Here is a 14,607-nt window from a genome sequence, read left to right on the forward strand (position 1 = left end):
ATGAAGCCGCAAAATTAGGGAATTTGGATTGCTTAGGAAGCAGAATTTTCAATGTGTATGAATTTTTCTACTTTTGGTGTATAGATTATCATATTATGAGAACCAACATAGAAATAGACGAGAAAAAAATAGATGCCTTGAGAGAGCTCACCCATTTAAAAACAAAGAAAGAGATTGTTGACGTCGCTTTGGAATCCTATATCGCCAAAATGTCAAAAATGGCTTTATTAGACATGAAAGGAAAGATAGATTGGGAAGGAGACCTAGCGGAATGGCGAACGCCAAAACAAGAACGAGAGCTAAATGACTGAGCCAATTTTAGTAGACACATCTGTTTGGATAAATTTCTTCCAGGGTAAAGAAAATGCATCCACCAAGACGCTGGAACATTATTTAGCCCATGATGGTGTAATATGCTACTGCCCTACTACACTTCAAGAAATACTACAAGGCTGTAAAAACCAGAAACAAATGGCAGCTATTTATGAACAATTCGTGAGATTAACTTGTCTTGAATGCCGCCATTATGAAGCTAGCGTGGGAGCTGCTCAAATGTACTTTAAGCTAAAGAAAAAAGGAATTAGCATTAGAAAACCAAACGACTGCCTGATAGCGTGGTATGCCATTAAAAACAATGTCACCTTAATTCATAACGACAAAGACTTTGAGATGATTAAGCGAGAAGAACCTTTGAAAACGTCAATTGGAATAAAATAATCATTTGTCACAATTTCGGTTTCAATGGCCAAAATCTCACAAATGCACCCATGACACTACTTCTGTTTCACTAATTCTACCAATATTTCGTCCCAAAAGGGACTTTTCTTAATGGAAATAGCCAAAAAACTTTTTCAACCCACTTCCACAGCCCAGTTTCTTTCAAAATTTTGGCCTGCTGCTAATTCATTTATGCCCTCTTTATCGGAAAGCTCTTGGTTATGGCTCACGCTGTCTGCAATACCGCACCATGGTTCCAAGCAAACGAATTTGGCATTCTTTGCCGCCCAAATACCAAAGAAAGGGAAATCGCTAAAAGTAAACCTAAGGTAATGCTCCGACCTGTCGGATTTTAGCAGAATGGCCTCCGATTTAAGATTTTTAAAAACCAAAGCGTCTTCATTAAAAAGCTCTTTAGTGAGCGGCAGTTTGTTGTCCTCAAGCGGTAAATTTGCAGGTTCTGTTTTTATTAAACCCTCAGGGCTCAGTGGCCAGCGTTTCAAATCTTCTTGCGTATCAAATTGCAGTGCGTAATTTTGATAAGACTCTCCCTCTATAAACGGAACCGCAAAAGCCGGATGAGCCCCTAATGAAAATAGCATCTTCTTTTCTCCCTTATTTGACACCTTATAATTAACGCTTAAAGACGCTCCTTTTAAAACGTAGGTGATGAAGAAATCAAAATGAAAAGGATATACCGCTAAAGTATCTGCCGATGAAGAAAACCTAAAAGTAACCTTCTCCTTATCTTTACTTACCGCCTCAAACATATAATCTCTAGCAAAACCATGCCGTGGCAAAGTGTAAGACGTTCCCTCATATAGATAGGTATTATCCTTTAAACCACCCACTATCGGAAAAAGAACAGGAGAACTTTTTGCCCAGTAGGCTGGGTCCGAATCCCACATATGATCAATCCCTGTTTTTTTATTAACAAGACTTTTCAACTCTGCACCTTTAGGTTTTATCCAAACTTTGAGGTAGTCGTTTTCTAGTGAAATCATCTTTGGGATTTTATTTTGACTCGAAATAACCTGATAATTGTTCATTTAACCATAACAATTTTTGCTTTTCATCATCATAATATCAAAACTTCAAAGAGTCACATTGTTTAATTATAATTTTAGAAGTACTTTTGCAGCCCAATTATACCGAGCTGGAGTGAATGGTTCTTTCGGCGGCGGCATTTGTAACAAACAAAAAAGCAGAACCTGATGGCACAAAAAATCAGAATTAAACTTAAGTCATTCGACCACAATTTGTTGGACGGATCGGCTGAGAAGATTGTAAAGGCAGTTAAATCAACTGGAGCAGTTGTTAGCGGTCCTATTCCTTTACCAACACGTAAAGAAAAATTCACAGTACTTCGTTCTCCACACGTTTCTAAGAAATCTAGAGAGCAGTTCCAATTATGTACTTACAAGAGATTGATTGATATCTTCTCTGCAAGTCCAAAAACTGTAGATGCTCTAATGAAACTTGAACTTCCTTCTGGAGTTGATGTTGAGATCAAAGTATAATCTTCTTTAAGAAAGATATTGAAAAGCCTTTTAGAGAAATCTGAAAGGCTTTTTCATTTTATACCTTTTTACTTTCCACCAATTCTCTAAACGATTTCTTATACGAATCGCTTATTGGAAAATACTGATCTTGAATTTTTACTTTATCTCGCTCTATTTCTTCTATCGCATCAAAAGCAATGATGGTAGAGTTATGGATTCTTATAAACATATTGGAGGGTAAAGACTCCTCCAAAGACTTCATGGTTTGAAGACTCACTATCTGTTTAGTATCCGTTTTTATTTTGACGTAGTCTTTTAAGCTCTGGATATATAGAATATCCTTTAATCTAAGTTTCAGCAGCTTGGTTCCGTCTTTTATGAAAATAAACTCATTAACAGGAGGAACTGGAGCTTGCTCTATTTTCGTCGTTATTATTTGTTCTTTTTCTTTAAATCGCTGACTCACCTTTTCTACCGCCTTTAAAAAACGTTCAAACGTGATGGGTTTTAGCAGATAGTCTGTTACATCTAAATCAAAACCCTCTAAAGCATACTCCGAATAAGCCGTAGTAAGCACTACCATCGGTTTTACTTGTAGAAGTTTTAGAAGCGTTAATCCGGTAATTTCTTTCATCTGAATATCAGAAAAGAGCAAATCCACTTTTTCTTCCCTCAGAAACTCCAAAGCCAAAAGAGGGTTACCAAAAGATTTTAGCAACTGAAGAGATGGCGTACTACTCACGTAATCTTCCATTAACTTTCTAGCAAGAGGCTCATCCTCTACAATGACGCATTTGATTTTCATAAATCAATCTCTAGTTTGACTTGATAGGTATTATCATCTTCCAAAATATCTAAACTATGTTGATTTTCATAACTAAGACTTAATCTCCTCCTAGTATTTCTAAGTCCAATACCAGATTTCTCGTTGTCTATCAACTTATCGCTCTTACTATTGGTCACTTCATAATAACAATGGTTACCCTCAAATTTAAAAACAACCTTCACCCAAGACTTATCAACGGAATGATTGGTGCCATGCTTAAATGCATTCTCTAGGAAAGTTATGAAAATAAGAGGGGCAATCTGTAGCCTGCTATAATCCCCTTCAATGCTTATTTCTAAAGGGAAATTATCTTCTAATCTTAATTTTTCTAAATCTATATAATTTTGAATGTATTCAATTTCCTTCTCAACAGGAACTTTCTCATGATTGGCTTCATAAATCATGTACCGCATCATTTGTGACAGTTTGGCTATCACCTCTTTGGTATTGGGCGAATTACTATGAGCCAAGTAATACAGATTATTAAGGGTATTAAAAAGAAAATGTGGGTTAATCTGTTCTTTCAAAAACCTGAGCTCGGTGGTCAGTTTTTCATTCTCAATTTCCTTCCTTTTCGCTTCCAGCTCAAACCAATCTTTAAGAAAACGCAATAAAGACACGAAGGAAACAATAACCAAGGTGCTGAAAATATGCTGAATGATAAACCTATTGGATTGTAAGAATGAATAGCTTTTTTCGTAGCTGTCTTTGTAAATTGCTCTTTTAAACAAGATTTGAATAGATACAACTAGGGCCAAACTTAAAACCAATGCCAGAATATATCTCGTTACTTTTTTCTCCTTTAGCAATCGCGGTAAAAGGATAAAATAATTAAAATAACTAATAATGGCCATGGTAGACACCTGCATGATGGCATCTATAAAAGCTCTGGCATAGTTAGGCTCAGTTCCCCTTTTAGGCCAGGAAATAACATAAAAAAAGAAAGAAAAATATACACACCAAAACACTAAGTGTAATAGGAATAATCTGTTCTTTCTGAATACTTGCCCTGTCATAGTCTATTAATATTAGAATGCAATGTAAACTAGTTTTTAAATACCAAACCCCTTAACTCTACTTCTCCTTTCTAATTAACGATAGATCCCTACATATTTTCGATAAGTGCAATAAGTTCATAAAATGCCCGATTGTCGATTTTTTAAGCCTAAGTATATAATTAAAAATATGAAGTGATAAATGTGCTATTGTTTTGTATAGTCAAAAACAAATAAAACATGAAACAGCAAGTATTACTTTTGAGTTTTTTAACGCTATTAGGTTTGAATAGTGCTTATGCACAGTTTTCGGGTGGTAGGCCACAGGGAGACGGTAATGGTAGAGCCTCGCGAACCACAGAGCAAACACAATCTTTCGACCTAGAAGACGGTCCAAAGGGAAATTCAAAAATCTTTGGTTACGTGATAGACTCCACGGTAACACTGGCTGTAGAATATGCTAACATCGCTCTTATAAATGAGCTTACTTCAAAAGTAGTAGATGGCACCATGGCGGACGAAAACGGCAAATTCCAATTCAATAAAATTGCCCCTGGTACATACTCGCTTAAAGTTAGTTTCATCGGTTATACTGAAAGCTTGATTGAAAAAGTTAAAGTAAAAAAAGGCGATGATGTCGATTTAGGTATTATTAAGCTGGCCATTTCTTCAAAAGTACTTGATGAGGTTACCGTTACAGGTTTAAAATCACTCATTGAAGAAAAGGTTGATAGATTGATTTATAACGCAGAAAATGACCTTACTTCAAAAGGTGGTGACGGTGCAGATATTCTAAGAAAAGTACCAATGCTTTCAGTTGACCTTGACGGAAACGTATCTTTAAGAGGAAGTACGAATATCAAAGTTTTGATTAACAATAGACCTTCTACGATTGTCGCTAGTTCTGTAGCTGATGCCCTGAAGATGATTCCAGCAGAACTCATAAAAAGTGTAGAAGTTATTACTTCTCCCTCTGCCAAATACGATGCGGAAGGGACTTCTGGAATTATAAACATTATTACCAAAAAATCTAGTATTCAAGGATTCAACTTAAGCTTAAACTCTGGCGTAGGTGTTAGAGGTTCTAACCTAGGTTTGAACGGAAACTTACGTGTTGGTAAAGTAGGGTTTTCTCTTGGTGGTTTTGGAAGATCATTTTATAACAAAGCAAGTAACACGCTAGACCAAACTACAATTGCGGGCCTAAATACCTTTAAAACAACGCAAACAGGTGACTCTAAAGACTTCGGAATGTTTGGAAGGTATAATTTAGGTATGGATGTAGAATTGAGCAAATCTGAGTTCCTTAATGGTTCTGTGTCCTTTGGTACAAGGAATTTCAACAAAGATCAAGATATGATTATCTCTTCGTTTCAAAATTCTAGTTTAATTTCTGAACAGAATAGATTAGTAAACACCATTGACAGATCAAACAACGTGGATGTAAACCTTGACTATATCAAGATATTTAAACCAAGCCATGAATTATCTGTTTCTACCCAGTACTCTCAAAACAACTTGACCAATAACTTTGATGCCGACATTTATTCATCTTTAAATGAAATCATTAATGGTCAAAAAAACATAAACGAAAACGTTAATAGAGAAGTCACTTTACAAACCGACTACATGGTTCCTATTAGTACCAACCAGCTTTTTGAGGTTGGTGTAAAGGGTATCTTTAGAGCAGTTAATAGCGATTATCAGTACCTATTCGGAACATCTGGAAATTTAGCTGAAAGTGCCAATCAGCCATCTGGATTTCTTAACTACGACCAAAACATAAAAGCAGGTTACCTTTCTTATACCTACTCTACCAAGAGCAAGTGGTCTGTTAAAGCTGGTGTAAGATATGAGCATACCAGTATAGATGCCATTGACAATAATTTACCACTAGAAATCTCTAGTTACCAGAATTTTGTTCCAAGTATAAACATCTCCAAAATATTAGGAAATGGTTTAACCATGAAGGTGGCTTATAATAATAGAATTCAGCGTCCTGGGTTGCAACAGCTTAACCCAAATTATAATGCTGCTAACCCTCAAAGTATTACCATTGGTAACCCTAACTTAGAGCCAGAGGTTTCCAATAATGTAGAATTCAGCTTAAGTAAAGCTATCAAAAAGAGTTATGTAAACGTTTCGTTCTTTGCCAGACAGACCAATAATTCTATCTTGAAATTAACTTCGCCTTCTGACACCGTTGCAGGTGCCTTGATTACGACTTATCAGAATATTGGTAAGCAGCAGGTTTCTGGAATAAACTTCTTTGGAAATCTTTTCCTAACACAGAAATGGAGCTTGAATGGTGGATTTGATGCCTATCTTAATTACCTAGAAGGTCAGGTTCAGACCACAGAAGGTTTTGCCTTGACAAGCAATAGTGGTATAGTAATAGGTGGTAGAATGATGTCACAATTATCTCTAAACAAAGGTTGGGGCTTACAAGCTTTCGCTGGTTTTAGAGGAAACGACGTTTCTTTACAAGGAAACACCTCGGGCATGGGCTTCTACTCTTTGGGTGTTAAGAAAGACATCAATGACAAAAAAGGTAGTGTAGGTATCGCCTTTGACAACTTCGTAAACGGGATGACCAGAACGTCTACAACCAGCTCTGAGCTCTTCAACCAAAGAAGTGTAAACTATATCTACAATCAGAACGTCAAATTGACCTTCTCTTATAAATTAGGAAACATGAGGTTGGTAGAGAAAAAGAAAACGAAATCTGTCAATAACACGGACCAAAAAAGTGGTGGTGGAGACGCTCAACAAACGGGATTTAATTAAGAACTGAATGAAGAAAAAAGCAAAAGGAACCCAAATGCGAATTATCCATAGGTATTTGGGTTTCTTCTTAGCTGGAATAATGGCCATGTACGCTTTAAGCGGCGTGGTACTTATTTTTAGAAATACAGACTTCCTGAAAAAGGAAACGAAGGTGGAAGCCGTTATAAAGCCAGGTCTATCTGAAGATGCCCTTGGGAAGGAATTGCATATAAAAGGTCTAAAAGTAACATCCACAGAAGGTGCTGTTTTGAGCTTTAAAGAAGGAACCTACGACTCGGTAAGTGGAAAAACGTCGTATACCAAGACAGACCTTCCAATGATTATAGGCAAAATGACTAAGATACATAAAGCAACCTCCAATGACCCGCTGTATTTCTTAAATATTTTCTTTGGCGTATCGCTTTTGTTTTTTGTCATTTCCACTTTTTGGATGTTTAGACCCGAAACCAAAACCTTTAAAAAGGGCTTATATTTTACTTTGGCCGGTCTTGTTCTTACTTTCTTATTACTATTTATTTAACAACTAAATTTCTAAAAAAATGACTTTTAAAATAGCTTCGATTGCTCTTTTGTTTTTTGCTTCTTTCGCCAGCTTTGCACAATCAGGGTCTCCGGAAAGAATGGGTGCTGGAATGGCAGAAAGACCATCACCAGAACAAAAGGCAAAGTTTGATACCAAGAAGATGACTAAAAAGCTTGAATTGGATAAAAATCAAGCCACGGCATTTTATGAAATCACACTAGAATATGCTCTTCAACAAGAAGAACTGATAAAAAAAATGCCTCAAGGTCAATTTCCCCCTTCCCAAGAAACCAGAAAGATGATGAAAGACGGGATGACCAATATCAACGTGAATAAAGATAAAGAAATGAAGGCCCTATTGTCTGAAAGTCAATTTCAGATTTATGCCGACATCAGAAAAAAAGAAATGGAAGAATTTAGAGGTCGAAGAGCTAGGGAATAAGCCCCACTTTTTAAAAATACAATAAGTTAATGGTTTAACTAAGTTTGAGACCTCTCTGAAATTTCAGGGAGGTTCTTTTTTTGGTAAATATCGGAAAAGCTATTCCTAATTTATACCAGATCTATAGGACACAAATAACCAACGTCCATGAATGAAGCGTTTCGCACGATTTTGGTGCAAAATCATACGAAACAAATTTCTGTGCTGCGTCATTTGCCAGATGGCTTCTATTAACATGTCGCTCCGTTGGAGCTGGGAAGACCGTTCTTATACCCATTAGTCCTACAAATAATCCTCGATAACCAACCTCCATCAACGAAGCGTTTCGCACGATTTTGGTGTAAAATCTCGCCAAACAAATTTTTATTCTGTGTCGTCTGAGATGGTTTTTCTATGCACATATCGCTCCTCTGGAGCTGGTAAGACCGTTCTTATTTTACAATCTAAATCCTTTAAGCATTTAGAGATACCTTCAAAATGCCTTGCTTAAACAAGCATTATAATGCTCAAATACATCATTAGAATTAAAAAAAATGGCCGTGGCTTCACGTTTTAGAGCTATTACTTAAATAATGTTAAAAACCTTATTTCTTAAGCCGCGTTTGCATCACGCCTAGCGTACAGAAAAGTAAAGAAATATAACGTAAATAATGCAAAACAAACTTTCAATTTTATCTCTACTTCTACTTTCCATTTTTGGCTTACAAAGCTGCGACACCTCCGATGTGGATGCTGCAAACGGCGACTGGTTTAAGCTTTCTGATCTTGACGGCTTAGCACGTTATTCTGCAGTAGGTTTCTCTATAGGTGAGTATGGGTATTTAGGCATGGGAGCAGATGAAGACAACTACAAACTAAGCGACTTTTGGAAATTCGATCCTATTAAAAACACTTGGACACAGGTGGCAGACTTTCCTGGAGCAGCTAGAACTGCGGCGGTAGGACTAAACATTGGTTCTAAAGGTTACATAGGAACGGGTTTAGATATAGAAGACAATAAACTGAACGACTTCTGGGCTTATGACCCTGCTTCTAACACATGGGAACAAAAAACAGATTTCCCAGGCTCGGCAAGAAGAAACGCGGTGGCTTTTACACTTGCAGACAAAGGATATCTAGGTACTGGACACGACGGAAGCTATACCAAAGACTTTTATGCTTATGACCCATCAAACGATTCTTGGTCGAAAATCACAAGTATTGGAGGTTCTAAAAGAGTGGGAGCTGCTTCTTTCGTTATTAATAACAAAGCATACGTAGGCACCGGAAACAATAACGGTCTTAACCTCTCTGACCTTTGGGAATATGACCCTGCGGGAGATATCTGGACAGAAATGTTGGATTTTGACGAAACCACCGTGGCAAGGTCTTATGGATTTGGCTTTTCGCTAAAAAACAAAGGTTATTTTTTCGGTGGCTCCTCTAGCAATACCGTTTGGGAGTTTACTACAGGTGGTGAGGATGGCATTGGCGAATGGAACGAAGTAACGAGTTTTGAAGGAAGTGCTAGAAACTATCCAGTGGCATGGTCTATAAACGACGAAGGTTATATAGCCACAGGCTCAAATGGCCTATCAAGATACGATGACCTTTGGAAGTTTACCCCAGATATTGTTCAGAATGAAGACTAAAACATTTATCAACAGCTTAAAAATCCTACTTCTTGGAGTAGGATTTTTAAGCTGTAAAACGCCTTCTTCAACATACACCTACGATGTGTTTGAACCCACTGAAACACAGTTTGGGTTTAGAATATTAAAAGACGGAAATGCTCTTATAGAACAGACATTTATCCCTGGCGTAGCCGGGAACAAAAGCTTTTCAAGTCCAGAGCAAGCTAAAATGACAGCGGAGATAATGGTCAGTAAACTAGAAAAAGGGATTTTCCCACCTACCGTTTCTCAACAAGAACTGAGTTTAGACCAGTTATCTGGCGAACAATAATAGACACAAAAAATGAAAAAAGTAATTGCCATATTAATGGCTCTCGGAGCTATAACTATGTCTTGTACAGAGGGTAGTATGGACATAGGTTTAGACCTAAGCGGTGCTATAAATCAGGGTACCGTTATGGTGGATACCCTGCGGTTAGATACCTACACCGTTAAAGAAGACAGCACCATAACCTCTTTATCAAACGAGCTTCAAGTGGGTGCTTACCGCATGAACAATATGCTTAACATTAGCTCTGAAGCCTATTTTCAGGTAACACTACCCAGCATAAATTACGGGGCTTATAACATTACGCAGAGCATCGTTTTAGACTCGGCAAAACTAGAGTTAAGACTGTCGGACTATATTGGAGACACCACAGACTATCAAACCATTACATTGCACGAAATGCTGACCGAGCTTCCGACCAATGATGATCAGTCTAGCAGTTTTTATTACCCTTATCAAGAAAACAGCATAGCAGAGAAAACATGGAAATTAAGACCCAACAAAGATTCATTAATAGAGCTAAGTCTTAACCAGGATCTAGCGGCTCGTTTATGGGAATATTATAAAATAAGCTATAGAACCGACAACCCAAACCTCTTAAAAGTACTGAAAGGATTAGTGCTAAAAGGAGGGGCAAATAACAAAGCCATTGCTATTTTCAATTCTGCCAACAGTAATATTAGGTTATATACCCATTTAGAAAACACGTATACTCAATACAGTTTCAGCTTTCCTTTATCCATTAACAAAGCACAGTTTAACCATTATACCCACAGCTCTATTTATGAGGGTATAAATAATCTCACCACTGCTGGACAGCAAATAAAGGCAACGGAGACAGGGAACGAATTTGTTTTAAACAACGCTCTCGGCTTGTCGGGAAAAGTGATTATCCCGGGTATAGCCAACTTGAAAGAAATATCCGATTTAACGGGCATACACAAAGTAGAAATGATACTTTTTTCTACCCGTAAAAACTTAAAGCAAATACCCATCCCGCCTAGTTCTCTGGGTCTTTTTGTGATTAATAGAAATAACGAAATAGAATCAGCACTCACAGATCTATATGGAACGCAAGTATCGGGCGTCTATTCTTACCACCCCGAAGACCTTGTTTTTAATAGCTATTATAGCTTTGACCTGACTGCCTATTTCAAAAATATCCTTTTTAGTAGTTCCGAAAATAAAGGTTTCAAAATTATCCCAACGGATGATGGCACCGCCAATGGCTCTTTTGGTGGGGTAAATTTAGGCAATTACGACAACAGCTCTTTCAAAGCCATTTTACGCGTTTACTACGGCAAATAATATAATTCCCATTGGGTCCCCTAAAAGGCTTAATGGGATTCGCTTTTCTCAAGCTTGAAAAGTCAATTGATTAATTTATTTACCCTAAGAATATACATCCAACCATGCTATTAAAACTTAAGCTTCTTATATTGCTTTCGCTTTTTTAGTCAACGCTCATTTTTTATCATTTAGCTCCATGTATATTCTTGCCGAAACCAGTTCTGTTGCCAATAACTTCTTAGCTCAAATAAGAGATGTCAATATTCAGAAAGACCGACAGAAATTCAGACGAAACATAGAACGCATAGGAGAAATATTGGCCTATGAAATTTCAAAGAATCTACATTTTGAAAACAATAAAATTACTACACCTTTAGGGGTAAAAGAAACCAAAACCTTAAAAGACCAACCTGTTTTGGTCACCATATTAAGAGCAGGTTTGCCACTACATAATGGCATGTTAAACTATTTTGACGAAGCCGACAATGCTTTCATTGGAGCCTACAGGGGCGTTCATAATGCCAAAGATGATTTTGATATTGAAATGGATTATATCACCAGTCCTGATATACAAGGCCGTACTTTAATTATTTGTGACCCCATGATAGCCACTGGGAAATCTATAGAAAAAGCTTACCACGCCATGTTACGTTACGGCATCCCGAAAAAAACCTATATAGTAGCCGCCATAGCTTCTGACAGAGGAGCCAGATTTGTACAAGCCAGAATGCCAGAATGCAGGCTCTACTTGGGCGATTTGGACAAAGACATGAACAGTAAATCTTATATAATCCCAGGTTTAGGAGATGCAGGAGATTTAGCCTATGGCGATAAAAGCTAATAGATAAATTATCTATTTTTATGCCCAAATAAACCATAACCCTATTTTATGTTTCTAAAACTATCTGCCGCCGACTGGAAAAAGCTATTCAGTCTGCCAGTAATTGTAGCTGCCCTTGGGTATTTTGTCGATATCTATGACATGCAGCTTTTTGGTATTGTGAGAATACCCAGTTTGCAAAGTTTGGGGCTTTCAGAAGAAGAAGTTTCCTCCGTCGGTAGCTCCATTTTGAGTTATCAGATGTACGGCCTACTTCTTGGTGGCATTTTATGGGGTGTTTTGGGCGATAAAAAAGGAAGGCTATCCGTTTTATTTGGTTCTATTATCACGTATTCATTGGCAAACATAGCCTGTGGACTAATTCCTCAAATCGAATTTATGAATCAAGCCGAAGCTTATAAATGGCTAAGGTTTATAGCGGGTGTGGGGCTTGCAGGTGAACTAGGTGCTGGCATAACACTAGTATCAGAAAGTTTACCAACAAGGCTGAGAGCCATAGGTACCTCATTGGTAGCAGGTATAGGCCTGATGGGTGCTGTAGTAGGTAATTTCACTGTTCGTCTTTCTGGCGACTGGACCATCGCCTACTTTATAGGCGGAGCCATGGGATTTGCCCTTTTGCTACTGAGGGTAGGTGTCATAGAATCTGGGATGTACACCAATATAACCACAGACAAAAAAATAATCAAAGGAGATTTCTTCTCTTTTTTCACCAACAAAGAACGGTTTATCAAATATTTAAAATGCATTGGAATAGGTATACCAACCTGGTTTTGTATAGGAATTTTGGCCTATTTCAGCAATGAATTTGGAGTGGCATTAGGCATAACAGAAAAAGTGGAACCAGGTATGGCCATCATGTGGGCCTATGTCGGAATTTCGGCAGGTGACTTTTTAAGCGGGTTTTTAAGTCACAAATTAGCTTCCAGAAAGAAAGCGATTTTCTATATGATGCTGTTTTCTTTGGTAGGTGTAATTCTTTTCCTTTTTGCAGGCATAAAATCTGCAAACGGCATCTATGCGGTTTCCTGCATGTTGGGGCTTGGAACAGGCTACTGGGCCATGTTTGTCACCGTTGGTGCAGAGCAGTTTGGCACAAATTTACGTGCCACAGCGGCCACCACCATTCCGAATATGGTAAGAGGTGCATTGCCAGGAATGATATTGATTTTTTCTTATTTCAAATCTTCCGAAGGCGTTATTTGGGCAGGTGCCATAACGGCGGTCATTGCTTATGCCATTGGCTTTTATTCTACCCTTACCATTCCAGAAACGCACGGTAAAGACCTAGACTATTTGGAGGAATAAAAACCATTTAATAATATTTGATAAGCCCTTGATATCAAATCTATTAAAAATCTCTAAATTTGATATAAGTTTAAAGCCTTGAAGATTTCACAAAAAAGCCTTCCCTGATAAGAAGGTTTTTTTTATGCCCTTGGCTTAACTCCACCACCACAAAATAGGCCGTCACTAGGGTGGAAAGAAAAAAGTAAGCCAATACCGCATAATTCAAAATGCTATTTACAGCAGAAAGTCCAAACCAGTCTCCTTGACGGAGCAACAAGAAAAGTCCAAAGCCATTTTTTAAAAGCTCCTGCCAAAAAGACAATGGATTTTTATCCATCAACTCTGTATAAGCATATACCGATAGAAAGATGAACAATCCATATAAGGCCATTCCTGAGACCGACATGCTGTCTATGGCCGAGAAGAAATACATGAGGAAAAAGAAGGTCATAAAGAACTGCACCCAAGCCCATGCTGCTAGTCCTTTAGATACTTTGGGATAATACTTTTCAAAATGATACGGGTCTTCAATTTTATCCAGTGGGTATTTCTCCTCCATATCCGCCGGCCTCCAACCTGTAGGCATAATCCAAATTCTGAGACTATCTAGCCAGCTGTTCGTTCTTACCGCATCTTTCACCAGTAGCCAAAAATGTTGGAAATTTATTTTTATAGGATTCCAAGTTCTCACAGGAACGGTAATGCCATATACAGGAGGAACGTCATCTAGCTCTTCTTGGAAAGTGCCAAACCACATATCCCAGAAGATGAAAATCTGCCCCATGTTTTTATCTAAGTACACCGGATTAATGGCATGGTGAACCCGATGGTGCGAAGGCGTCACAATGATCTTTTCTAAGAAACCCAATTTCCCAATATACTCGGTGTGATACCAAAACTGAGCAAATAAATGAATGGGAGCTATGATAGCGATTATCTTAAAATCAACGCCTATAATGGCCGCTGGCAATAGAAAAATAGTAAAAAAACCTATGAGCGAAGATATGCTTTGACGCAAGGCACAGGCTAAATTAAACTCTTCTGATGAATGATGAATGAGATGCTGATTCCAGAAAAAATTCACCGAATGATTTATCCTATGTCCGATATATCCCGACAAATCTAAAACCAGGAAGGCTATCAGCACATTTAACCAAGTATATTCTATTTTCATAAGAGCCCAGTGCTGCACCATCCACGTATAGCTTAATAAAGAAACACCTATTCCCAAAACATCTTTTAGGATGTTGGTATACCCAGAACTTAAGCTAGAAATAACGTCCATGGATTTAAAGGCATCACCTTTTGCGAAGTAACCGTAAATTTTCTCTGCCAAAACAAAAAGAAAAAATACCGGTGAAGCTATCGAAAGTATTTGAGCGTAAGTGTTCATAGGTTAGTATGCTTGCAGCGTATTATCAAATATAATACAATAAGCTATTTAGAAAAAAAC

General features: G+C 37.7%; 15 protein-coding genes. 11 read left to right on the forward strand and 4 right to left on the reverse strand.

The window, feature by feature from the left end; genetic code table 11:
- Positions 1–95: 95 nt before the first annotated feature.
- Positions 96–311: a type II toxin-antitoxin system VapB family antitoxin gene (locus tag ACTBZY_RS03450; RefSeq protein ID WP_463044936.1), complete on the forward strand. Its 216-nt coding sequence runs from the start codon at positions 96–98 to the stop codon at positions 309–311.
- Positions 304–717 (forward strand): type II toxin-antitoxin system VapC family toxin, encoded by a 414-nt coding sequence (vapC, locus tag ACTBZY_RS03455; RefSeq protein WP_463044937.1) that lies wholly within the window; start codon positions 304–306, stop codon positions 715–717. The genes ACTBZY_RS03450 and vapC overlap by 8 nt, the downstream gene beginning before the upstream one ends.
- A gap of 134 nt (positions 718–851) precedes the next feature.
- On the opposite strand, the gene ACTBZY_RS03460 is transcribed toward vapC, so the two are convergent.
- Positions 852–1,721 carry an aldose 1-epimerase family protein gene (locus tag ACTBZY_RS03460; protein WP_463044938.1) on the reverse strand — a complete coding sequence of 290 codons (870 nt, stop codon included), beginning with the start codon at positions 1,719–1,721 and terminating at the stop codon, positions 852–854.
- Positions 1,722–1,931: 210 nt separating this feature from the next.
- Between ACTBZY_RS03460 and rpsJ the strand changes: the two genes are divergently transcribed.
- Positions 1,932–2,237 carry a 30S ribosomal protein S10 gene (gene rpsJ, locus ACTBZY_RS03465; RefSeq protein WP_111371182.1) on the forward strand — a complete coding sequence of 102 codons (306 nt, stop codon included), beginning with the start codon at positions 1,932–1,934 and terminating at the stop codon, positions 2,235–2,237.
- A gap of 58 nt (positions 2,238–2,295) precedes the next feature.
- Here rpsJ and ACTBZY_RS03470 read toward each other — a convergent pair whose 3' ends face one another.
- On the reverse strand, positions 2,296–3,024 hold the full coding sequence (locus ACTBZY_RS03470; protein WP_463044939.1) for a LytR/AlgR family response regulator transcription factor: 729 nt from the start codon (positions 3,022–3,024) through the stop codon (positions 2,296–2,298).
- Positions 3,021–4,061: a sensor histidine kinase gene (locus ACTBZY_RS03475; RefSeq protein ID WP_463044940.1), complete on the reverse strand. Its 1,041-nt coding sequence runs from the start codon at positions 4,059–4,061 to the stop codon at positions 3,021–3,023. Before ACTBZY_RS03475 ends, ACTBZY_RS03470 begins: the two co-directional genes overlap by 4 nt.
- 219 nt (positions 4,062–4,280) lie before the next feature.
- On the opposite strand from ACTBZY_RS03475, the gene ACTBZY_RS03480 reads away from it, so the two are divergent.
- The 8 genes from ACTBZY_RS03480 to ACTBZY_RS03515 all read left to right on the forward strand — a co-directional run bounded on the left by ACTBZY_RS03480 (position 4,281) and on the right by ACTBZY_RS03515 (position 13,172).
- Positions 4,281–6,827, forward strand: coding sequence for a TonB-dependent receptor (locus ACTBZY_RS03480; RefSeq protein WP_463044941.1), 2,547 nt, complete (start codon positions 4,281–4,283; stop codon positions 6,825–6,827).
- 7 nt (positions 6,828–6,834) lie between these two features.
- Positions 6,835–7,347 carry a hypothetical protein gene (locus ACTBZY_RS03485; RefSeq protein WP_463044942.1) on the forward strand — a complete coding sequence of 171 codons (513 nt, stop codon included), beginning with the start codon at positions 6,835–6,837 and terminating at the stop codon, positions 7,345–7,347.
- Between the two features lie 19 nt (positions 7,348–7,366).
- Positions 7,367–7,792 (forward strand): hypothetical protein, encoded by a 426-nt coding sequence (locus ACTBZY_RS03490; protein ID WP_463044943.1) that lies wholly within the window; start codon positions 7,367–7,369, stop codon positions 7,790–7,792.
- A gap of 650 nt (positions 7,793–8,442) precedes the next feature.
- Positions 8,443–9,423 (forward strand): Kelch repeat-containing protein, encoded by a 981-nt coding sequence (locus ACTBZY_RS03495; RefSeq protein ID WP_463044944.1) that lies wholly within the window; start codon positions 8,443–8,445, stop codon positions 9,421–9,423.
- On the forward strand, positions 9,413–9,736 hold the full coding sequence (locus ACTBZY_RS03500; protein WP_463044945.1) for a DUF4907 domain-containing protein: 324 nt from the start codon (positions 9,413–9,415) through the stop codon (positions 9,734–9,736). Before ACTBZY_RS03495 ends, ACTBZY_RS03500 begins: the two co-directional genes overlap by 11 nt.
- A 12-nt stretch (positions 9,737–9,748) precedes the next feature.
- Complete coding sequence (locus ACTBZY_RS03505; protein WP_463044946.1) at positions 9,749–11,041, forward strand: DUF4270 family protein; 1,293 nt, start codon at positions 9,749–9,751, stop codon at positions 11,039–11,041.
- Positions 11,042–11,219: 178 nt separating this feature from the next.
- A complete protein-coding gene (gene upp, locus ACTBZY_RS03510) occupies positions 11,220–11,864 on the forward strand; it encodes a uracil phosphoribosyltransferase (protein ID WP_463044947.1) in 645 nt (214 codons plus the stop codon).
- A 48-nt stretch (positions 11,865–11,912) separates the two neighbouring features.
- The gene (locus ACTBZY_RS03515; RefSeq protein WP_463044948.1) at positions 11,913–13,172 is read left to right on the forward strand and encodes an MFS transporter; all 1,260 of its coding nucleotides are present in this window, start codon (positions 11,913–11,915) and stop codon (positions 13,170–13,172) included.
- Between the two features lie 70 nt (positions 13,173–13,242).
- On the opposite strand, the gene ACTBZY_RS03520 is transcribed toward ACTBZY_RS03515, so the two are convergent.
- Positions 13,243–14,547, reverse strand: a complete 1,305-nt coding sequence (locus ACTBZY_RS03520; protein ID WP_463044949.1) for a sterol desaturase family protein — start codon at positions 14,545–14,547, stop codon at positions 13,243–13,245.
- Positions 14,548–14,607 lie beyond the last annotated feature (60 nt).

The organism is Arcticibacterium sp. (assembly GCF_055134445.1).